We start from the raw sequence: 21,268 nt of genomic DNA on the forward strand, positions 1-21,268 counted from the left end.
CTATGCCTGGGCACCCGATGCCCTACCGGTAGAGAAACTTCAGCAATACACCATCAGCTGGGCAGAAAAACAGTTTGGAAGCACTCATGCCCGTGATATTGCACGTTTAATCGACCTAACCTTAAAATATAACGGTCGGATCAAACCAGAGTTATTAGATGCTGATACCTATAGCTTAAACCACTATAAGGAATTTGAGACGGTAGTGGCTGACTTTAAAAATCTGCTGGTACAGGCAGAATTTATTAACAGCAAACTGCCCGCCAACCAGAAAGATGCATATTACCAATTGGTACTTCACCCGATCCAGGCGGCAGGAAATTTGAATGAGCTGTACTTCGCGGTAGCCAAAAACAGGACGTATGCCAAACAGCAGCGTAATACCACTAACGAACTGGCAGAACAGGTGAAAACGCTGTACCAAAAGGACGAGGAAATTACCAACTACTACAACAAAGTAATGGCTAATGGAAAGTGGGACCATATGATGGATCAGACCCATATTGGTTATACCTATTGGCAACAACCTGAGCAAAATTCCATTCCCAAAACAGAAACCATTACAGTAGCTTCAAAACCTGCTATGGGCATCTATGTAGAAGGTAACGAGAAGGTCTTGCCAACAATTGATTATTACAACCAGGCAAGCCCCTACCTTGAAATCTTTAACAAAGGAAATGGCAACATCAAATACACAGTAAAAACCCCTGCCTATCTTATTCCAACGAAGACAAGCGGGGAAACTAGCACCCAGGAACGTATAGCGTTCAGTGTGAACTGGGACAAAGCACCAAAAGGAAAAACCAGTACTTCGGTGGTGGTAACAGGTAATGATGGCACTAAAATCACTGTTCCGCTAACTGTAGATAACCGCAGATTTAGTGAAGACCAAGTGATTGGTTTTGTACAGAAGGATAACTATATTGCCATGGAGGCCGCACACTTTACTAAAAAAGTAGATAACAGGCCTATTTTTTGGAAAGTGATTCCAGGATACGGAAAAACCAAAGATGGCGTGATGACGGTTCCGGTAACAAGCAGTCCACAGACCCTATCGGAAACCACACCGCATCTGGAGTATACTATATACACACATGATGCTGGTGATTTTAACCTCCATAGCTACATCTCTCCGACCATCGATTTCACCAATAGTGACGGATTGAAATTTGCCGTTTCGGTTGATGACCAAGCACCTGTTATTGTGAATATCAGCAGTGACTACAAAACTGAAGCTGCGTGGCGCAAGTCGGTAGCAGACAACATCAAGATTTTTAAAACTTCACTTAAAATAGATAAACCTGGTAAACACACCATCAAATACTGGATGATTACCCCTGGAGTAGTACTGCAAAAACTTACACTTGACATGGGTGGATTGAAACCAAGCTTTTTAGGACCACAAGAAACTTTTGTAAACCAATAATAAACGATGATGAAAACACTTAAAACGCCCGCTATGTTGCTCCTTGTAGCCATAGCTACAACAGCTTGTCAGCAAAACGACAAGCTAACTTCCGGACAGGAAACGACAGACTCCACTTCGACCAGCAAATACCTGTCTGAACCTGTTATTGAAGCTATTTACACCGCTGATCCATCAGCACATGTTTTCGACGGCAAGATTTACATCTACCCTTCGCATGATATTGATGCGGGAACACCGGAAAACGACATGGGCGAACATTTCGCTATGAAAGACTACCATGTGTTATCGATGGATAGTATAAACGGAAAAGCAACTGATCATGGCGTAGCCTTGTCGGTAGAAGATGTTCCATGGGCGAGCAAACAAATGTGGGCACCTGATGCGGCTTATAAAAATGGTACTTATTACCTGTATTTCCCGGCAAAAGATAAAAATGAAGTATTCAGAATTGGTGTTGCTACCTCAAAAACACCAACTGGTCCTTTTAAAGCGGAAGCCAAACCAATTGAAGGAAGTTACAGCATGGACCCTGCTGTTTTTACAGATACCGACGGCAACAGCTATATGTACTTTGGTGGTATTTGGGGAGGACAATTACAACGCTGGAAAGACGGAAAATACGATCCAAATGGTTCTAAAACCGATTCACAGAAAGAAGATGAACCTGCAATAGCGCCAAGGGTAGCAAAAATGAGTAAAGATATGTTAAGCTTTGACGGTCCGGTAAAGGAAGTTAAAATCTTGACTAAGGATGGCAAGGAAATCTTAACTAAAGATCACGACAGGCGCTTCTTTGAAGCTGCATGGGTACATAAATACAATGGTAAGTATTATTTTACCTATTCAACCGGCGACACGCATTACCTGGCTTATGCTATTGGTGACAGTCCGATGGGACCATTTATTTATCAGGGGAAATTTATGGATCCAGTTCAAGGATGGACAACACATCATTCCATTGCAGAAGTAAATGGCAAATGGTATTTATTTTATCATGATACACAGTTATCAAACAAAACGCATTTGAGGAATGTGAAAGTAACACCATTGGAACACCAGGCTGATGGCAGTATCAAACTGATTGAACCATTGAAAAAATAGACACATTGCTTATTAAAAGAAGAAGCCATATCATATAAAAATGATATGGCTTCTTTCGTACTTAAGAATTCTCAAGTCAGTAAACACGAATATTTTTAATTTCCCTCGTAATCCAACCATTTAAAAGAGGCCTTGCTATTTGAGGTTTCACCATTTGAACTGGCATAAAGAGCGAATAGTACACCGATAAAACCGCCAGCTTGTTTAGTGCTGATAAACTTGCCGTCTACGTTATCTTTCAGCACCTTCCAGTCTCCCGCTTTTTCCGCAAAAAGAAAGTTGTAAATTCCACCTTTGGCATCAATGCGTAAATAAAGTGGCGATGTGGCGTTCGCTAATTCTTGCTCTGCTAAAACCTCTTGTTTACCACCTCTTCCTGGTCCGCGTACCAACTGCACCATAGGTTTACCATCTACAATTGACTTACACAAATAATAGAAGTGTTTTTCACTTTGAAAAGCTAACAAACCTGCTTGTTCTTTTTCGTTAGCAGCCTTAAAGTCGAGCACGGTAGATGCTGATGAATACAGGTGCTGCTGGCGTTTACCAATAAAAGCTGGCTGTGCAGACCCCATAACAGTTTCCGGCAGTAATTTCATAGTCAGCCCTTGCTTTTTGGTTAACGTATACCAGCTTGGGTCATGTGTTCTTAAAAACAACAAAGCAGGATCCAGCTTTTTATCGAAGCTTAGTCTATACTTAAAAGCACCACTTTGTGGTAAGGCACCGGCTTGTTTAACTTCTTTAAAATCGGCGGTATACTTGTATTGTATTTCTTCTATGCCAGGGTTAATGATAGGCCATCCGTCGGTCCAGGTTACCGGTGCAATAAAAGTTTCACGCCCTGTGTTGTAGTAATCCCCTTCGTAAGGTCTTACCGCAAGAAATATGGCGTAGGTCTTACCATCCGGCCCGTCAACCAGCTCGGCATGTCCGGCTGATGTAATTGGGTTAGGACGATTTGGATCGAGGTGACGTTGTGTTAAAATAGGGTTTTTATCGTAAGGAATAAATGGACCTGTAGGCGATTTACTTCTTAAAATTACCTGGGAGTGATTTACCGAAGTACCTCCTTCTGCAGCGCAGATGTAATACCATTCTCCGCGTTTAAACAAATGCGGTCCTTCAATCCACACCGGTTTGGTGCTGATGTCTACACCCCCATTTACCATGAGCATCTCATCGCCTTTAACTTTGAGGTTTTCAGCATCAAATTCATACATGCGGATGGTACGGTGTCCATCATATAAAGGTTTACGATCTGGTGCATCGCTGTTATAAATGATGTAAGCTTTATTATCGGTATCGAAAAATAAAGAGGGATCAATGCCATTTACACCCTTTAGGTATACAGGGTCGCTCCAAGGACCTGCTGGATTTTTAGCCGTAACCACAAAATTTCCCTTGTTATCTATGTTAGTACAGGTAACATAATATGTACCCTTGTTAAAATAGATGGAGGGTGCAAATAGGCCCCTCGAAGTTCCGTCACCAATAAAGGTCATCTGTGAGGGGCGATCGATAACATTGCCAATCTGTTTCCAGTTCTTTAAATCTTTACTGTGAAATACCGGTATGCCAGGAAAATAAGAAAATGTAGAATTGACCAGGTAGTAATCTGTGCCCACACGGGTAACACTTGGATCAGGGTAAAAACCTGATAGCACTGGATTGGTAAAAGTAATTTGTGCAGATGCGTTAAGGCTTAACATTGCAAATACAAAGAATAATAGCTTTCTCATACAAATATATAAATGGTTTCTAAAAGCTGAATATAAGCATATTTACGCAATCGCAACCGATTGCGTAAATAATATTGTCGATACATAACCAGTATCGAGTAGCTTCTTTATCTTATGGATTTAGCACTTTCTCGTAAGCCTTTCTCGGACTATTTCTAAAGTACACCTCCCCACAATACACATAACCCTGCCTGTCAAATGTTTTCATCATCGCAATATTATCAAAGTTGGTATCCACCTTGATGCTATAAATATGGTTATCCAGGGCATATTCTTCAACGCTGGTCATAATTTTTCTCGCTAACCCTTTACCCAGATAATTTTCTGCAATTGCAATCCGATGAATTACAATAAAATCATCATTTGTTAACCATTTTCCTTGAATACCTTCATAAGCAGGTTCATTATTTATGATTACTGCACAATATCCTGCAATCGTTTCTCCATCAGTTAACACAAACCCAGCGCCATCTGCGATATCGTTTTGTACTACATTTACGTTAGGATAACCATCCTGCCATTGTTTGCTGCCGTCTTCCTTCCTGCGGATAATAGCTTGTTGTAAAAGTTCCCAGATTGAGTCAAGGTCCGCAGCGGTAGCCTTTCTAAACTTGTATTCCATTTGTTATAAAATGTGGTGTGAGGGAGAATAAATGATCAAGGTAATAATTTAACAGCTATTTTATATACTGGTACTCTATCCCCTGGTTTCAGCGTCATCAACCCCTTTAGCGAACATTCAGCAGCGCTGTTAGCCATGTAAAATTCTATACACTGGAGTATCCGCGATACATCCAGCAATATAAAATGAAGTCAAAAAATGAATATATCGACAAGTATTTATTGTTAATCGACATGCGGCATCCCCCTGTTAAGTCGCCGCTAAATCATAAGCTGGTTTCCAACTCTCCAGTGATTTATTAGTAATCGAAGTATTTATCATATCAACCGTAATGGCTGTGCGCGCGCCTGTATACACGTTGGAACTAGGCAGCTGTAACGTACTTACACATTGGTGAAAGTCTTTCATGGCATACCAGGAGCCGTCTTTTAGAGGTCCGGTCATAATGGGTGTCCCTCCATCTTTATTCCAGGTGATTTTAGTTGCTCCGGTTACGCCATCTACAGTCTCCTGCATGGCCTTACGTGTTTCCTCTTCGGGATAATAGATCCCTTCATCCATCAGTAAAGATACCGTTCCTTTAGAGCCACGGAACTTAAACAGGTAGCCATCATGGCGATTGGCGCAGGTAGCCCCGAAACTGCCAACCATACCTGCTTTATTGAAACGTAAAATGGATTGTACATTGTCGCAGGTTTCCCGGCCATCTTTGTAGAAATCTATGCCACCTGTTCCCTGCACTTCATCAACATGGGTATCAAAAGCCCAATTTACAAAATCGATCTGGTGCGATAATAATTCCGCTGGCAAGCCACCGGAATATTCTTTGTACATCCGCCAGTTGATTTGCCTTTCCAGTGCCGGATCATGCACTGGGCGACGCCATGTACCATTTCTATCCCATCGGCAATCTATGTTGGTGACCTGCCCCAGGTAGCCGCTACCAATCATCTCCTTCACCTTGTAATAAAGTGGGGTGTAACGGTATTGGTGACCAACCTGTAAAATCTGCTTTGGTTTGTTACGCATCAGGTTAACCAGTTCAATGGCCTCCTGGCGGTTATAAGTCATGGTTTTTTCCAGGTATATATGTTTGCCTGCCTGCAAAGCGTCTTTACTGATTTGGAAGTGACCGTTCAGGGGCACAGAAATGATGACCGCATCAATACCTTTTTGCTCCAGCAGTTTACGGTAGTCTTTATAAGGTGTTGCTTCTGGTGCCAGTTTTTTTGCTTTCTCCAATCGGAAATCTAGCACGTCGCATATGGCTTTAACCCGGTATAAGTCAGGCAGCTCATGCAACACATGGATCAAGCCATTCCCGCGGTCGCCGCAGCCAATTACTGCAATATTTATTTTATCCGCAACAAACATTGGCGTAACGGCTTTTAACACAGAATGTTGTAAAAGAAGGCCACCAGTAGTTAAGCCTGCTTGTTTCAGGAAATTTCTTCTGCTCATGGTTAGTATTTAAATACTTTTCCGCCAGCCATCACTTCCTGGGTTTTTTCGTCGAAAGTGACTTTAGACCCCGTTCGTGCAGCGGCATTGGTCATTATTGTTGCAATAGAATGGTAATAACCAGCTTCTACGGGTGCATTTGGTTGTTTACGGCTACGGATACATTCCATCCAATTCAAAATATGACTGGTTACCAGAGCATCACCGCCAGTATTGGCTGAAGCTACTGCACGCATTTTAGGATCTGCTAAAACCAGCTCTGGCAGCAGGTTTGGCTCCATGCCCATTTCTTTGGCATAGCCTGCACCTAACCCGCCTTTTGGAGATACCGTATTATTTACAAGGTTCAGTTCACCCCCGGTGGCATAGTAAATTTCTGCCGGTCGCTCCTCTCCATTGTTCATTCGGGAACTAAAAGTTACCTGGAAGCCTTTTGTCATGTCGTCCTGCGGGCCATAATCGAATACTGCTGTGGTAGTATCCCAGTTCTTACGTCCATCTTTCCAGGCATAAATACCCCCATTGGCTACTACGCTGCGTGGATGTTTTAACCCTGTAAACCAGTGTACCGTATCAATCTGGTGGCTCATCCATTGACCTGGCATTCCCGATGAATAGGGCCAGAATAAACGGTATTCCAGGTATTTCCTTGGATCCCATGCTTCGTAAGGCCTGTTCATTAAGTAACGTTTCCAGTCAGTATCAGCTTCTTTTAACTGTGCCACCAATGCAGGGCGGCGCCAGCGACCAGGCTGGTTCACATTCCAGGTCAGCTCAACCATGGAAATATCACCAAACTTACCCGACCTGATAAAATCATTTGCAGCCATATAATTCGTACCACTGCGACGTTGGGAGCCTATCTGAATGATCCGGTCTGATTCGCGAACGGCTTTTAAAGCTGCCCGGTTATCTTCCATGGTTTCCGCAAAAGGTTTTTCTACATAGGCGTCGCATCCGGCTTTTACCGCTTCAATGGCATGCAAGGCATGTTGAAAATCTGCCGTGCTTACAAACACAGCATCAAGGTCTTTCATCTGGTATAACTCGTCATTATTGCGGCAACCTTTAATGCTATGCCCCATTTTTTCTTGTAAAAATGATACACCTTGCTCACGACGTACGCTCCACAGGTCTGAAACTGCAACCAGGTCAAAGTTCATGGCTTTGTGATGTCCAAAGAATGGTGGAAACAGTGAGGTACGGAAACGGTCAGAAAAACCAACCACTCCAACTTGTACCCTATCGTTGGCACCGATAATTCGCCCGTAACTTTTAGCACTCATAGCCATGGTCCCTGCATAAGTTCCTGCAGCGGCTATTGCCGCTTGTTTTATAAAATGTCTTCTTGAAGTAGATAGCATCTGTGTGTTATTTTAATTCCTGAATTTTGATACTTCTGAAGGATACGGTATTTCCGTGATCCTGTAAAAGGATGTGGCCTGTTTTAGCCATTCCAAAATTCTCCCAATCTTTGTACTTGCTGGAGGCCACAAGGTCTAAATACTCGGGTGATCCACGTTCAAATTCAATTACTTTATAACCATTCAGGTAATATTCAACTTTATTATCCGGAAATACCTTAATCACCCCCTGGTTCCACTCGCCAATTGGCTTACGTGCTGCAGGGGTTCTAGCCGAAGGGATTAAATCATACAGGGACGCCAGTGTGCGGTTATTATTACGGCCTAATTTTGCGTCAGGATGACGTTCGTCATCCAATAACTGGTATTCCAGGCCAATGGCTGAAGCGCCTTTTTCTTTTTCCGTTACAAAATACTTCACACCACTGTTTGCACCTTCAGTAAGTTTGAAATCAAATTTCAGCACAAAAGCACCATATTCTTTCTCTGTAACAATATCTCCGCCTACGCCACCTTCAGAGCCATCTGATGCCTTAATGGTAAACTCGCCATTGTCAACTACCCAACCTTTAGTGGGAAAACTTGTTTTATAAGCGCCACGCCATCCTTTGGTTGTTTTTCCATCCCATAAAAGGGAGAATCCTTGATGTTTCTCCTGAGGTGAAACATGGTTAGGTATGGTATTCACCACAAATACCTCATCAGCAGGTGATGGTTTAAGGTTAGATGTTTGAATCCGGATGTTGCGCCAGCGAATCTGTTTACCGGTATGCTCGGGTTTATAAATTTCATGTACCTGCAAGGCGATAAAACCTTTAGCTGTTTCCGCATCCACCACATGAGCTGCAGGAATACCGTTCACCCAGGTACGAATGTTGTTACCTATACATTCGATGCGGTATTTGTTCCATTGTCCGTTTTTGAATGCTGGTTTTGCAGCCTGGTTAAGCTCCAAGGGATATAACCAACCTCTGCGGGCCTCATCATATATTCCCCCGCTCCACTGCCGTGCTGATGGATCAACTTCTACCTGATAGCCATGTACACGTCCATTTTTATAATCTGATTTACTTAAACTTCTGATTTGAATCCCTGAATTCATGCTGGTATCTACCATAAGTTCCAGCTCAAGGATGAAATCGCCATAATCCTGATCGGTTACCAGAAAAGAGTTAGGCTCATTAGGTACCGTTGTACCAACAATTTCTTGATTACTAACGGTATATTTTGCTTTGCCATTAAGCTGCTTCCAGCCAGACAAATCTTTTCCGTTGAATAACGGTTTCCAGTCTTTGGCATTATTATTTTGTGCGCTGGCAGTAAATTGAAGCAACACGGCGAAGGCCATCACAAGCCTGAGTCTTTGTTTCATACGGGATATTTTGGTTTTAAATCGTACTAAAAATAGTGATTTATTTGCCAGAACTGCCTTACGCAAACAAAAAGTTACTTTAGATGTGTCAACATTTAAGCGTTAAATGCTATGGCTTGCTAACAGGCCATAAAAAAAGGACTGAACACCTTAACGTGATACAGTCCTTTGATAAGTTATATGTTTTTAAACCGCGTCTGACAACGAAGTAAAGGTGAAATCCCTTATTTTTAATGGAGGCAGGAGGTAATTCTGGTTACTTTCCGCACTGACCGTCCGCTCCGGAATGCCCATCTCTTCTAAATTATTGAGCATAATTACCGGACTTTCATTGAAACGGAAGTTTTTCACCGGAAACTTGATCTCCCCATTTTCAATGTAAAAAGTACCGTCTCGTGTTAAGCCTGTTAAGAGCAACGTTTGCGGATCTACCGATCTGATATACCACAAACGCGTCACTAAAATTCCTTTTTCGGTACCTTTGATGAGCTCAGCCAGGGTTTTGGTACCGCCATCCATAATTACCCCATCTGGCGATGGAATAGCCTTTGCACCTTTTTTAGCGGCCCAGTAGCGTGAACTCGACAAATTCTTCACCACACCTTTTTCAATCCAGTTTACCTTTTCCTGCGGCCTGCCATCGCCTGCCCATGTTCTGCCAGGTAACTCATTATTCCAGGGATCAGAATAAATATTGACCCTTTCGTCCACCAATTGCTCTCCTAATCGGGTTTTACCCCCTGGTTTACTTAGAAAACTCCGGCCCTCGTCAGCCTGGCGGTCGTCAAGGCTATACATGATATTTTCCAGCATCACTGCCACAGCAGTAGGCTCCAGGATTACCGTGTATTTACCTGGTTCTATTGCTCTTGCCGTAGCCGATGCCCTTGCTTTTTGTGCAGCCACCTCGGTATCTGCCTTGGTACTTAATTTACTAAAATCATTATATCCACGGGTAGCGTAACCAGATCCCTTACCATCTTCTGTACGCATGGTGATGTTAAACGCTACATCCGTGTTGGTGTTGTAAGCAAAAAGCCCCTTACTGTTCATCATGGCACTAAAACCTGTACTGTTTTCCAGGAAACCAGCAGCCTGCAGTTTTGCCGCTTTAGCAACATTCAAACTTTGTGCTACGGCGTCTGCCCTTTCTTTAGGTCCTACTTTAGCCGATACCGGTGAAAAAGTAGGTGAGTCCGGTCCATATTTTTGTGGTCCAAGGATAGACATGTATTCAGGGTTCTCCGGTGCCAGCTGTGCCAGTTCTTCCGAGCGGCGAACTACTTTTTCCAGGGAGACATCATCCAGTTCATTGATCGTTGCGATACCCATTTTTTTACCAAAAGCAGAGCTTACCACTAAACTGGTGGAACTTACACCCCCACTGGTATTTACCGAGTTGCGTGCATATCGAATATTGCCGCCATCAGAACTATCAATGTTAACTTCACATTCATCTGCTTTGGAGTATTTCAGCACTTTAGTTAAAAGCGCTTTGGCTTGTTCTTGAGTTAAAATTGCCATAGTCTATCCTATTTTTCTTGCCGTATTGATCACATTAATTCCGTTAAATCTTGCTGTTGCCGAGCCATGCGAAACCGCACTTGATTGCGAAGGCTGTCCTTTTCCATCAAAGAAAGACCCCCCTAAGCGATAATCGCTGGCGTCGCAGATGGCCGTACAGGAATTCCAAAACTCTTGCGTATTGGCCTGGTAAGCCACGTCCTTTAACATCCCCGTAATCTTACCATTTCTAATCTCATAGTAAAGCTGTCCGCCAAACTGGAAATTATACCTTTGCTGGTCTATGGAGAAAGATCCGTCGCCTACGATATAAATCCCTTTTTCCACATTTTTGATTTGATCGGCAATGGTTAAAGGCTTTTTACCAGGTTGCAGGGAAATGTTAGCCATCCGCTGAAATTGAATGCTACTCCAGTTATCGGCATAACAACAACCTTGCGAATGATCCAGGCCAATAATATGAGCCTGGTCGCGGATAGCCTGATAATTCATCAGTACGCCATCCTTAATTACATCCCACTCGCCACACTTCACACCCTCGTCATCATAACCTACGGCGCCTAATGAGCCATTTTCAGTTTTATCCGCCTTGATGTTCACGATATCACTGCCGTATTTGAACTTTTTGCTTTCCCATTTATCAAGGGTCAGAAAGCTGGTTCCGGCAAAGTTAGCTTCGTAACCCAATACCCTGTCTAGTTCGGTCGGGTGACCAGTAGATTCGTGAATTGTTAACCACAAATGTGAGGGATCGAGCACCAGGTCGTATTTACCTGGCTCTACCGATTTAGCAATGAGTTTTTCACCCACCTGCCGAGCCCCTTGTTTGGCGTCTTCCAGCATATCATACCTTCCTTTATATAAGGTACCCGTTGAATGCAGAATTTTATGCTCAGGTTTTGCATCAAGGTATTCGTAACCCATTCCCGATGGCGCACTTAAGGCATTCCTGGTTTCATATTTACCACTTTCTTTATTGATCTTGGTGATGAAAAACGTTGGCCAGATGCGGTGTATATCCTGATCGATATAGGAGTTATCTGTAGAAGCAAAATACTTTTGCTCGTTAACCATAAAAAGAATGGAATTGATATAATCAGCACCACCTTTCATGGCAGCATCGTTAACGGATAATAAAAGGTCCACCTTTTCTTTCATAGGAATTTCGAAAGCATTCTTTTCGATAGGCGCTTTCCAGGTCACTTCGCCATATCCTTGCTGTGGAGCTAGCTGCACAGGTTCCAGCTGCAAGCGCGAGTTCTCTTTAGCAATAGCCACGGCCAGTTCTGCTGCCTGGGCAATCCCGTCTTTGTCTAGCTTATCGGTAGCGGCAAAACCCCAGCTTCCATTAGCAATTACGCGAATGCCAATACCATAAGATTCTGTGTTCACAAGATTCTCCACCTTGTCTTCCCTGGTAACCACATATTGATTAAGGTATCGGCCAATGCGAACATCAGTATAGGTGGCACCCTTGCTTTTAGCGGCGTTTAATGCCACATCGGCCATCACTCTTTTAACGGCGGGATCGACATATTCGAGCGACTTTTCCAGGGGAATCTCATTTCCCCATACAGGTATGGCAGGTAGCATCGCAGCAGCGGCACCCACCCCGGTTAAATAAATAAAATTTCTTCTTTTCAAGTTAGTTGGTTTAAAGGGGTTTATGAAATAAAACTAACTATTATATAACACATTTTAAAGTAAATAGAAAAATTTAATTATTGAATCATAACGTTTGATTAGTGATAAAAAGTTAATGACTGATTTCTCCACCTTAGCATCATCCGTTATGATTAAAACCCTGGCTTGAAGTTCCTGTGTGTATAATCGCACTATCGTTCAAGAAAACTGTAGATGTAATTGAAAATTAGCTAATTTTAGGCACGAAATAAATTATGGATATCTTCTCATTTAAAAAACCTTTATTAGTTGCCGCGTTAATTGTTATTGGTGCCTCCACAACTTTAAAAGCGCAAGTATTAACATCTGCTCAGATAGACAGTATTGTCAATAAAACCTTAACTACATTTAATGTTCCAGGTATTGCAGTGGGGATTGTAAAAGATGGTAAACTCATACATGCCAAAGGTTATGGCCTGCGTTCCATTAAAAGCTCAAAGAAGGTAGATGAGAATACCCTTTTTGGTATTGCATCAAACACAAAAGCCTTTACCGCAGCGGCTTTAGGCATGCTGGTGGATGAAAAGAAAATAACCTGGGACACCAGGGTTACCGATATTATTCCTGAATTCAAACTATACGATAACTATGCCACCCAGGAATTTACGATCCGTGATTTATTAACGCACCGAAGTGGATTAGGCTTAGGAGCAGGCGATTTAATGATCTGGCCTGATTCTTCCAAGGTAACCAAACCACAAATGATTCACAACCTGAGGTATCTTAAACCAGTTTCATCCTTTCGTTCTAAATACGATTATGACAATTTGTTATACATCGTAGCTGGTGATATTGTTACCCGTGTTTCCGGAATTCCTTATGAAGATTTTATTGAAAGCAGGATCATCAAACCACTGGGCATGAACAAAACTGCGGCATCATGGTACCGGTTAAAAGATAAATCCAATATTATTGATGGCCATGCGCCTATCGACGACCGCAGTCTGGTGACAGTAGGTTTAAGTTTTACCGAACTGGCTAACCCTGCAGGTGGCATTTACTCGAATGTTACCGATGTAAGTAAGTGGGTAATTGCCCAAATAAATGAGGGTAAATATGGCGACAAATTGGACAAATCACTATTTAGTAAAACAGTGCAAAAAGAAATGTGGACTCCACAGACCATCACAAAATCAGGATCGCCATACAACACCCACTTTAGCAGTTACGGCTTAGGCTGGAACCTCAGTGATGTAAATGGTTATTTCCAGGCTTCACATACTGGCGGTTTAGCGGGTATTGTTACCCAGGTAACCATTTTACCTGAATTGAAATTAGGTATTATTGTTTTAACGAACCAGCAATCAGGCGCCGCGTTCACCGCCATCACCAATACCATCAAAGATGGCTATTTCGGAATCAAAGGCAAAGACCGCATTTCACAATATAATGAGTCACGACTTGCAGTAGAAAAAGAAGCTAAAGCCATCACCGATAAAATATGGACTGACATCAACAACCAACAAAAAGCCAATGCCGGTAAATATGCACTGGAAGGCGTAGCAGGTTTATACCGCGATAAGTGGTTTGGCGATGTAAGTATTAGTAATGAAAATGGGGGCTTGTATTACGTGGCCAAAAATTCCCCAAAATTACAAGGCAAAATGTACTTTTATAAAGGAAACACCTTCATCGTAAAGTGGAATGAAAGGAGCCTGGAAGCCGATGCGTTTGTAACCTTTACCTTAAACCATGATGCTAAACCCGTAGGTTTTAAAATGGAAGCGATCTCCCCTTTAACAGATTTTAGTTTTGATTTTCAGGACTTAGATTTCGAAAGGGCAATAAACTAAAATTAGTAGGCATCTAAAAGATTCCGGTCCCAATGTGCCAGTTCTGCTCCTATTTGGTAGGTACTTTTCAAAAACGTCAGCAGTTTTTTCCCGGGGTCTGCGGCAGATTGCACAGAGGAATAAGGAAGAATATATTCGCCTAAAGTCTGGTGATAGTAAGCCTCAGCAGGTTCAACTTGTGCGGTTTTATAGCCCTCTGGCTCAGGATAGTGGTAGCAGTAAAAAGCGGCTTCCGGTAAGGCCGCGTTTCCTGGCCAGAAACCACAACTGCTCACCTCCCTGCAATAAGCTTCTTCTGCCACCCAGTTTGGCAATCCCGGCACACCACCTGGATGCTTTGGCGCTTCCCTGCCAGAGAAAAAAGAAAGTGCCATATCAAAACTTCCCCAGAAAAAATGAAAAGGACTGCTTTTACCTTTAAAGCCACCGCGAAATACCATAAAAACAGCCTGCATCATTAGCAGTGCCTGATGAAGTGCAGAAACCTGTTCTTTGTCGTATATGGCATGAACTTCGTCATCCGGGAAACGAATTGGGTCCGCAATTTCTACCGGAACAGGCATAATCTTAATGGGCAGCTGTAATTCATCTAACAACTCAAAAACCTTTTTATAGAACATGGCAACAGACAAACCAGGTAAAGCGAATCCCTTGGCTATGCCGTCACTGGTGGTTATATGTAGCTCATGACTGATAAAGTCAAAATCGACCTGGAAACTTCTACCCTGATACGGCATGGGCTGAGTACTTAGGCCTCTGGCAGTAAGTTGAAGTGCCACGTGCCAGGAATGATTTACCCAGGATAAGGTGGCTAATTTTAATTTACCAATGACCTGTGTAAATAAGTGTAAAGTCTCATAGGTATCCTTCCCTTTTTCGTAGGATAGTAACGGCCATAATTGTCTCATATGTTCAGCTTTACCTTCAGAACAATACAACTACCAAATTGTGTTTTCAAAGCAGAAAGTTTCCTTTATGATATAAACCCTATCTTTACCTTCAGAAATTAGTTTACGATTCATGAAAAAACAAGTCGCAATTCTCTTATCCTTCCTTTGCCTGTTGGCCATAAGTAGTTCAGTAAGTGCCCAAACCATGGGTAAACTTGAAATCTGGAAAAAAAATCAGGTGATCGAACCAAGTACGCTGATGGCGCTAATCAAAAACAAAAAGGCAGCAAAACCACCCATTTACAACATTGGTTTTGTAAGCAATATACCTGGTGCGGTAAGTGTAGGGTCAGCGAATACGTCCAAAGGACTGGCATCTTTAAAAAATGCTGTAAAAGGCGTTTCTAAAACCAGTACTGTAGTTATTTATTGCGGTTGTTGCCCATTCGAACATTGTCCAAACGTTCGTCCAGCGTACACCCTACTTAAAAGTCTAGGATATAATAACACCTTAATTTTAAATCTTCCCACCAGTTTAAAAGCCGATTGGATTGATAAAGGTTATCCCTTAGCTGCGAAATAAAAACGAATATTTTGAAATAAGAAAAGGGTTAACAGCATTACTGCGGTTAACCCTTTTTAACTTTAATACTAATTGTTAGTATCCCGGATTCTGGGTGAAGTTTATATTACCCAGTTGGTTATCAGGAATTGCAAACACTAAATACTTGGGATCATCGGTTGGTTTTTCTTGCCATGGCGTTAAAAACTTGCCAAAGCGAATTAAATCCTGGCGGCGTATTCCCTCCCAGAAAAACTCACGACCACGCTCATCCAAAAGATTATCCAAATTAACGGCGGTAAAAGGTGTCGCTCCCCTGATCGTCCGAATGGAATTTACAATTGGTAAAGCGGCGCCATTCTGCCCGGTTCTTACCATGGCTTCTGCTTTCATCATCAGCACATCTGCGTATCTGTAATATACCCAATCATTTTCAGGCAGATTAGTCGCCGAGTTCGCATAATCAATAGGATATTTTACTACCCGGATACCTGCAACTTCAAGGTGATTGGGATCACGCTCAATAATGCTCACTTCCGGTGTAAAAATTAGTGGGTTCCCCCTACGATCCTTAAGGGCTACCCCGTTTTGGTCAAACTGCTGTCCAACCAGGAAACCTACTTTAATACCTGATACGTTGGTAACACCAGGATAGTTTCCACCCAAACGGGTATCAGTAGTTTCAAATTTATTGTAGAAGTCTGAAAGCGTAGAAAAGCCGTTGTAACCACTTGGGTTTTGATTATAGTGCAATCCAGGCACCCAAATATCTTTCAAACCACCTGCATCAGAACCGCCAATGTTTTGTGCGGTAAAGATATTTTCACGAGATAAGGTGTTATTCCGTGGTGCAAAGTTATCATAGTAGTTTGCCGTTAGTGCATATTTACCACTGTTGATAATCTGGTCAGCAAGGGTGATAACTTGCTGCATATCTGCCGGATCAAACGTAGGTGTTGCTCGGTTCAGAAACGCACCTTTGTTCAAGTAACATTTCATTAATAACACCCTTGCTGCATCTTTATTCGCGTTATGTATTGGTCCGTCAGGAAGCGTAGGCAATATTTCATTCAACTCTGAGATCAGGTAATCAATTTGCTCTTGGGCACCACGAACTTTTGATGGCAAGGTTACATCCTCCCCTGGCTCGCGGTAAGGTACCTGGCCCCAGCCATCAAGGATAGCAAACTGGGCGAAGGCACGTAAGAACCTTGCTTGTGCCGCTTGTAAAGGTGTAGGATTAAAGTTTAATACGTTTGTAGTCACAAAACTCACACTATTTAAATCTCTGAAGGTATCTGAAATTCTGGAGTGATCTGGCGCCCACCGGTGTAAAAACAATGCCCTCCAGGCACCATTATCATCCCAGTCACCCGCTCTGGTTGGCACAATGGCCTCGTCGCTGGTAAATTCCTGCAAAGCCCACCAGCCCCATGGACCCTGAAACGGGTTTCGCATGGCGGTATAGCTGGCGTTTAGTAATGCGGCCACATTCTCTTCGGTAACACCCTTATTACCAATCTGCCCGTGTAGATCTTCATCAAGTTTAGTACAACTTGTTACTGATAAGATAAAAGCAACAAATGCAATGATATATTTATTTTTCATGTCTGTTCGAATTAAATATTAAAGAGAAAAGTTCACGCCAAAATTGAATGTCCTGGCTGTTGGGTACGACACATATTCAATACCTGCAGAAGGCACACCATTAATGCTTTTATCCACGTTAACTTCGGGATCAAAACCTGTATATTTGGTGATAACAAAAAGGTTTTGACCGTTCACAAATATATTAAGCCCTTTAATCGACTTACCAATGTTACCCAGGTTGTAGTTAAGTGTAGCGTTAGCCAGCTTCAAATAATTTCCTTTTTCAATATACCTCGATGAAGCCGCAATAGGATTCGCTAATGATTCCTGGATAGGACTATCTAACAATTTTGATGCAATGTTTCTCCCGGTTCCAAGATTGGCAATTGGCAAAACAGAGTTTGCTGTATTGTTGTAGATATCCTGACCTAACAAGCCGTTGAAATTGGCCGTAAAAGTAAATTGTTTGTAATTTAAAGTAGTACTTAACCCCAGAATCACTTTAGGATTTGGATTACCCACATAATAATAAGTAAAACCTTCATCCCTGTAAGTTGAGAAACCAGCTGGGTCTAATCCTGTAAATTCACGAGTCACCATGGCAAATAACGGAAGACCGCTTTGGATTACCTCAACAGTTACACCGCTTAAACCCTGTCCGCTTAAAGCACCTGTTTTGATTACCCCTACGATGTCTTTCACCTCATTTTTAAGGAAAGTTGCGTTACCGCCAATCGACCAGGAAATATCTTCTTTCTGAACCACGTTAGCATTCAAAGTTAACTCCACCCCTTTATTGGTAATTTTTCCTGGTAAGTTAACCCAGGTTACTGTTACACCAGCATTTGCAGGTACCAATGGAATTTGTGGGAATAATAAATCGGTGGTTGTTTTGTTAAAATAATCAATGGAACCAGTGATTTTGTTTCCAAGAAAAGCAAAATCGGCACCAATGTTAGTTTGCTCATCAGCTTGCCATTTCAACTTTGTATTTTCGTTATTTACACCAACCAGCGATTGTTCGCCACTGGAGTACGTAATGTTATAACGCTGCTGCGCCGAACCGGAAGGAAACTCCTGGTTACCTGTTTTACCATAACCAACGCGGAGTTTCAACTGGTTTAACCATTCTACATCCTTTAAGAACGTTTCATTTTTAATCACCCATGCAGCTGCAAATGAAGGGAAATAACCATATTTATTATCCGTACCAAAACGGGTAGATCCATCCGCCCTGAAAGTTGCCGTTAATATATATTTTTCATCATAATTAAAGATGGCACGTGCGAAGTACGATTGTAATTCTGTAGTAGGATCATTATAGGAGTTAATTACCCTGTTAGCCGGAGCCGTAGCCTGCATGGCATCCGTATAATCCACTGCAATATCACCGAAACCTCTCGAATTACTGTTCACCCCTTTACTTTCATAATTGGTGTACTCATAACCTAAAGTTGCATTCAGGTTCAATTTACTGGCAATCTCTCTGTTTAAATTTAAAGTATTAGTAAATTGTTGCGTTAACAACTCGGTATTTCCAATATTTGCATACCCCCCCAGAAAGTCATTATTAGCTTCAATACCAGGTAAATTCAGGTAACTTCGCGTAGACGAACGTCTAACCCCTGTGCTATAATTTAAACTCACTAACATGCGGTATTCTAACCATGGTGTTATTTTATAGTATGGGGAAACTGAACCTATAACAGTAGTTACCTTAGATTTATCATTGGTGGCTTCAGACATTACCATGGGATTAATGGTTGTTGAACCACGTTCGATAAACAGACTACCATCTGGATTATATAACGGACGTGTTGGATTCCATGCTAATGCCTGACTGATTAAACTGCCCGTAAATCCAGCATCAGTAGTAATCGGAGCAATATTTTCTAGATATTGACTCGAGTTTAAGCCAACATCTAACCCTAATTTTTTACTCTCCAGGAACTTGAAGCTACCGGTAAATGAACCGCTGTATCTTTTAAAATCAGTTTTACGAATTATACCTTGCTGATCCTGGTAACCGAGTGAAGTACGGTAAGTACTGTTCTCCCCACCGCCACTGATACCAACAGAGTAGTTCTGAACAAATGCCGTACGCGTAATGGCATCCATGGCATCAACGTTACTGCCGAAATCACCTGTAGTTTGTCCGTATTTCTGCAAAGCAGCCCTGTACTGATCGCCATCCAGAACATCAACACGTCGGGCCAGGTTACTCACCCCTGTTGAAGCAGAAATGTCAATCTTGGCATCACCAGACTGGCCACGTTTTGTGGTGATTAAAACTACTCCATAGGCAGCCCTCGAACCATAAATTGCGGTTGCCGAAGCATCTTTCAAGATCTCCATGGAAGCAATATCAGCCGGGTTTAAGAAATTGAGTGGATTACCCCCCGGAACAGTTCCCACACCCCCACTTTGTGAAGGACGGGCAGATCCATTAGGAAGCGCTACCCCATCTACAACATACAAAGGCTGACCAGTACCTGTGATGGCAGTATTACCACGGATCCTAACCGTAGATGATCCTCCCGGCTGTCCGCTATTATTTATCATTTGCACACCAGCTACTTTACCCTGAATTAACTGGTCCGGGGCAATAAGCGGCCCCTGGTTGAAGTCTTTTGCAGTAACGGTAGTGGCTGCACCTGTTAAATCACTTTTAGGTACCGAACCGTAACCAACTACGGTAACCATTTCCAGATCGTTTGCCGAAGAAAGTGTTACATTGATGACGGTTCTATTGTTAATGGAAACTGTTTGCGACTGCATACCCACATAGCTGAAAATAAGCTGGGTGACCCCTGCAGGTACATTCACCGCAAATTTGCCTTCTGCATCAGTAAGTACACTGGCTTTGGTGCCCGCAGGCGTCACTGTCGCGCCAATTAAAGTATTGTTCTCATTGTCCCGAACCACGCCACTCACTACCGTTTGCGCAAAGGCCGGAAGCGTAGTGAACAGGTAGAAAATCATGCAGAGCAATATTTTCTGAAACAATGCGAATTTGTTGTGGACGGCAAACACAGTCCATCTTTGAGGTGGTAAAACTAGGTTCATAATTTGGTTAGTTAATGTTTAAAATTATTTGTTACTTGGTGGTCCTTGTAATAATTTTTAAATCGCTGAATAATAGAATACCCAGCTTAAATTTACAGTATTCTTCTTGAACAATACAACAAACGCAATAAAAAATATAATTTGTTGCGGAGGTGCAATTTCCCTAAAAGAAGGAAATATTATTATCTTTAAATGCTCCAAAAATGTACATCCTAAAATAGTATTAAACCGATTATTTAAAGTTATGAAATTAAACACAGCAATTATTACCACCACTTTATTGTGCTCAAGCCTAGGTGCAACTTTTGCACAAGAAAAAGCCAAACCTGAAGATACCGAATTTTATACACCGGTCCCCAAAGTGGTGACGCCTGGAAAAGCCATTGGCGAAGCACCGTCTGATGCCATTATCCTTTTTGATGGCAAAAACCTTGATCAATGGGTGTCTACCAACGATCGCTCTAAAAAAGCCCCATGGACAGTAGCCAACGGCGTATTTACAGTAGACAAAAAAACAGGTAATATTGAAACAAAACAGTCCTTTAACAATTACCAATTACACCTGGAGTGGCAGGTTCCTGCAAAGATTAGTGGTAAAGGTCAAGGACGTGGTAACAGTGGATTATTTCTGGCCTCCATCGGAAAAGGCGACGATGGTTATGAGTTACAAATCCTTGATGCCTATGATAACCCCACGTATACAAATGGTATGGCGGGCAGCATATATAAACAAACCACACCGTTGGTAAATCCTGCAAGAAAACCAGGTGAATGGCAAACCTACGACATCATCTGGATGGCCCCAACCTTCAATGATGATGGCAGCGTGAAAACACCTGCAAGAGTAACTGCATTCTTTAACGGCGTATTGATACAAAACAATTTTGAGCTTAAAGGTCCTACCCAATACATTGGACAAGCTGCATATCGCAAGGCACATGGTCCTTCACCTATTAAATTGCAGTCACATGGCGATCCAAGTGAGCCATTAAGCTTCAGAAACATCTGGATCAGGGAATTGTAAACCTTTTTTAGTCATCAGTTGTTCTAACCGAAAGATCTAATCTGA

At 42.3% G+C, this 21,268-nt stretch carries 14 protein-coding genes and 1 pseudogene; 5 read left to right on the forward strand and 10 right to left on the reverse strand.

What is annotated here, in order from left to right; translation table 11 throughout:
* Nucleotides 1–1,426 (forward strand): annotated as a pseudogene (locus tag ACR2F3_RS11570) (glycosyl hydrolase 115 family protein); the annotation flags it as partial.
* Nucleotides 1,427–1,432: 6 nt separating this feature from the next.
* Nucleotides 1,433–2,530: a glycoside hydrolase family 43 protein gene (locus ACR2F3_RS11575; protein WP_432710132.1), complete on the forward strand. Its 1,098-nt coding sequence runs from the start codon at nucleotides 1,433–1,435 to the stop codon at nucleotides 2,528–2,530.
* Nucleotides 2,531–2,625: 95 nt separating this feature from the next.
* On the opposite strand, the gene ACR2F3_RS11580 is transcribed toward ACR2F3_RS11575, so the two are convergent.
* The 7 genes from ACR2F3_RS11580 to ACR2F3_RS11610 all read right to left on the reverse strand — a co-directional run bounded on the left by ACR2F3_RS11580 (nucleotide 2,626) and on the right by ACR2F3_RS11610 (nucleotide 12,259).
* On the reverse strand, nucleotides 2,626–4,272 hold the full coding sequence (locus ACR2F3_RS11580; RefSeq protein ID WP_432710133.1) for a glycoside hydrolase family 43 protein: 1,647 nt from the start codon (nucleotides 4,270–4,272) through the stop codon (nucleotides 2,626–2,628).
* 112 nt (nucleotides 4,273–4,384) lie between these two features.
* Nucleotides 4,385–4,894: a GNAT family N-acetyltransferase gene (locus ACR2F3_RS11585; protein ID WP_432710134.1), complete on the reverse strand. Its 510-nt coding sequence runs from the start codon at nucleotides 4,892–4,894 to the stop codon at nucleotides 4,385–4,387.
* Between the two features lie 249 nt (nucleotides 4,895–5,143).
* Complete coding sequence (locus ACR2F3_RS11590) at nucleotides 5,144–6,355, reverse strand: Gfo/Idh/MocA family protein (protein WP_432710135.1); 1,212 nt, start codon at nucleotides 6,353–6,355, stop codon at nucleotides 5,144–5,146.
* 2 nt (nucleotides 6,356–6,357) lie between these two features.
* On the reverse strand, nucleotides 6,358–7,719 hold the full coding sequence (locus ACR2F3_RS11595; RefSeq protein WP_432710136.1) for a Gfo/Idh/MocA family protein: 1,362 nt from the start codon (nucleotides 7,717–7,719) through the stop codon (nucleotides 6,358–6,360).
* 7 nt (nucleotides 7,720–7,726) lie between these two features.
* Nucleotides 7,727–9,091 (reverse strand): 3-keto-disaccharide hydrolase, encoded by a 1,365-nt coding sequence (locus ACR2F3_RS11600; protein WP_432710137.1) that lies wholly within the window; start codon nucleotides 9,089–9,091, stop codon nucleotides 7,727–7,729.
* Nucleotides 9,092–9,277: 186 nt separating this feature from the next.
* Nucleotides 9,278–10,615: a TldD/PmbA family protein gene (locus ACR2F3_RS11605; protein ID WP_432710138.1), complete on the reverse strand. Its 1,338-nt coding sequence runs from the start codon at nucleotides 10,613–10,615 to the stop codon at nucleotides 9,278–9,280.
* Between the two features lie 3 nt (nucleotides 10,616–10,618).
* On the reverse strand, nucleotides 10,619–12,259 hold the full coding sequence (locus ACR2F3_RS11610) for a TldD/PmbA family protein (protein WP_432710139.1): 1,641 nt from the start codon (nucleotides 12,257–12,259) through the stop codon (nucleotides 10,619–10,621).
* A 254-nt stretch (nucleotides 12,260–12,513) separates the two neighbouring features.
* On the opposite strand from ACR2F3_RS11610, the gene ACR2F3_RS11615 reads away from it, so the two are divergent.
* Nucleotides 12,514–14,091: a serine hydrolase gene (locus ACR2F3_RS11615; protein ID WP_432710140.1), complete on the forward strand. Its 1,578-nt coding sequence runs from the start codon at nucleotides 12,514–12,516 to the stop codon at nucleotides 14,089–14,091.
* Between the two features lie 2 nt (nucleotides 14,092–14,093).
* Here the strand turns inward: ACR2F3_RS11615 and ACR2F3_RS11620 are convergent, their stop codons facing one another.
* A complete protein-coding gene (locus ACR2F3_RS11620) occupies nucleotides 14,094–14,999 on the reverse strand; it encodes a DUF5996 family protein (protein ID WP_432710141.1) in 906 nt (301 codons plus the stop codon).
* A 112-nt stretch (nucleotides 15,000–15,111) separates the two neighbouring features.
* Here ACR2F3_RS11620 and ACR2F3_RS11625 point away from each other — a divergent pair, with 112 nt between their 5' ends.
* On the forward strand, nucleotides 15,112–15,564 hold the full coding sequence (locus ACR2F3_RS11625; RefSeq protein WP_432710142.1) for a rhodanese-like domain-containing protein: 453 nt from the start codon (nucleotides 15,112–15,114) through the stop codon (nucleotides 15,562–15,564).
* Between the two features lie 75 nt (nucleotides 15,565–15,639).
* On the opposite strand, the gene ACR2F3_RS11630 is transcribed toward ACR2F3_RS11625, so the two are convergent.
* Nucleotides 15,640–17,151: a RagB/SusD family nutrient uptake outer membrane protein gene (locus tag ACR2F3_RS11630; protein ID WP_432710143.1), complete on the reverse strand. Its 1,512-nt coding sequence runs from the start codon at nucleotides 17,149–17,151 to the stop codon at nucleotides 15,640–15,642.
* Between the two features lie 18 nt (nucleotides 17,152–17,169).
* Nucleotides 17,170–20,199: a SusC/RagA family TonB-linked outer membrane protein gene (locus ACR2F3_RS11635; RefSeq protein ID WP_432710144.1), complete on the reverse strand. Its 3,030-nt coding sequence runs from the start codon at nucleotides 20,197–20,199 to the stop codon at nucleotides 17,170–17,172.
* A 244-nt stretch (nucleotides 20,200–20,443) separates the two neighbouring features.
* On the opposite strand from ACR2F3_RS11635, the gene ACR2F3_RS11640 reads away from it, so the two are divergent.
* The gene (locus tag ACR2F3_RS11640) at nucleotides 20,444–21,223 is read left to right on the forward strand and encodes a 3-keto-disaccharide hydrolase (RefSeq protein ID WP_432710145.1); all 780 of its coding nucleotides are present in this window, start codon (nucleotides 20,444–20,446) and stop codon (nucleotides 21,221–21,223) included.
* Nucleotides 21,224–21,268 lie beyond the last annotated feature (45 nt).

The organism is Pedobacter sp. (assembly GCF_045627485.1).
GTDB lineage: Bacteria > Bacteroidota > Bacteroidia > Sphingobacteriales > Sphingobacteriaceae > Pedobacter.

Coding starts and splice junctions, on each gene's coding strand:
- ACR2F3_RS11575 (WP_432710132.1), top strand. CDS start 1,433: ATGATGAAAACACTTAAAACGCCCGCTATGTTGCTCCTTGTAGCCATA.
- ACR2F3_RS11580 (WP_432710133.1), bottom strand. CDS start 4,272: ATGAGAAAGCTATTATTCTTTGTATTTGCAATGTTAAGCCTTAACGCA.
- ACR2F3_RS11585 (WP_432710134.1), bottom strand. CDS start 4,894: ATGGAATACAAGTTTAGAAAGGCTACCGCTGCGGACCTTGACTCAATC.
- ACR2F3_RS11590 (WP_432710135.1), bottom strand. CDS start 6,355: ATGAGCAGAAGAAATTTCCTGAAACAAGCAGGCTTAACTACTGGTGGC.
- ACR2F3_RS11595 (WP_432710136.1), bottom strand. CDS start 7,719: ATGCTATCTACTTCAAGAAGACATTTTATAAAACAAGCGGCAATAGCC.
- ACR2F3_RS11600 (WP_432710137.1), bottom strand. CDS start 9,091: ATGAAACAAAGACTCAGGCTTGTGATGGCCTTCGCCGTGTTGCTTCAA.
- ACR2F3_RS11605 (WP_432710138.1), bottom strand. CDS start 10,615: ATGGCAATTTTAACTCAAGAACAAGCCAAAGCGCTTTTAACTAAAGTG.
- ACR2F3_RS11615 (WP_432710140.1), top strand. CDS start 12,514: ATGGATATCTTCTCATTTAAAAAACCTTTATTAGTTGCCGCGTTAATT.
- ACR2F3_RS11620 (WP_432710141.1), bottom strand. CDS start 14,999: ATGAGACAATTATGGCCGTTACTATCCTACGAAAAAGGGAAGGATACC.
- ACR2F3_RS11625 (WP_432710142.1), top strand. CDS start 15,112: ATGAAAAAACAAGTCGCAATTCTCTTATCCTTCCTTTGCCTGTTGGCC.
- ACR2F3_RS11630 (WP_432710143.1), bottom strand. CDS start 17,151: ATGAAAAATAAATATATCATTGCATTTGTTGCTTTTATCTTATCAGTA.
- ACR2F3_RS11635 (WP_432710144.1), bottom strand. CDS start 20,199: ATGAACCTAGTTTTACCACCTCAAAGATGGACTGTGTTTGCCGTCCAC.
- ACR2F3_RS11640 (WP_432710145.1), top strand. CDS start 20,444: ATGAAATTAAACACAGCAATTATTACCACCACTTTATTGTGCTCAAGC.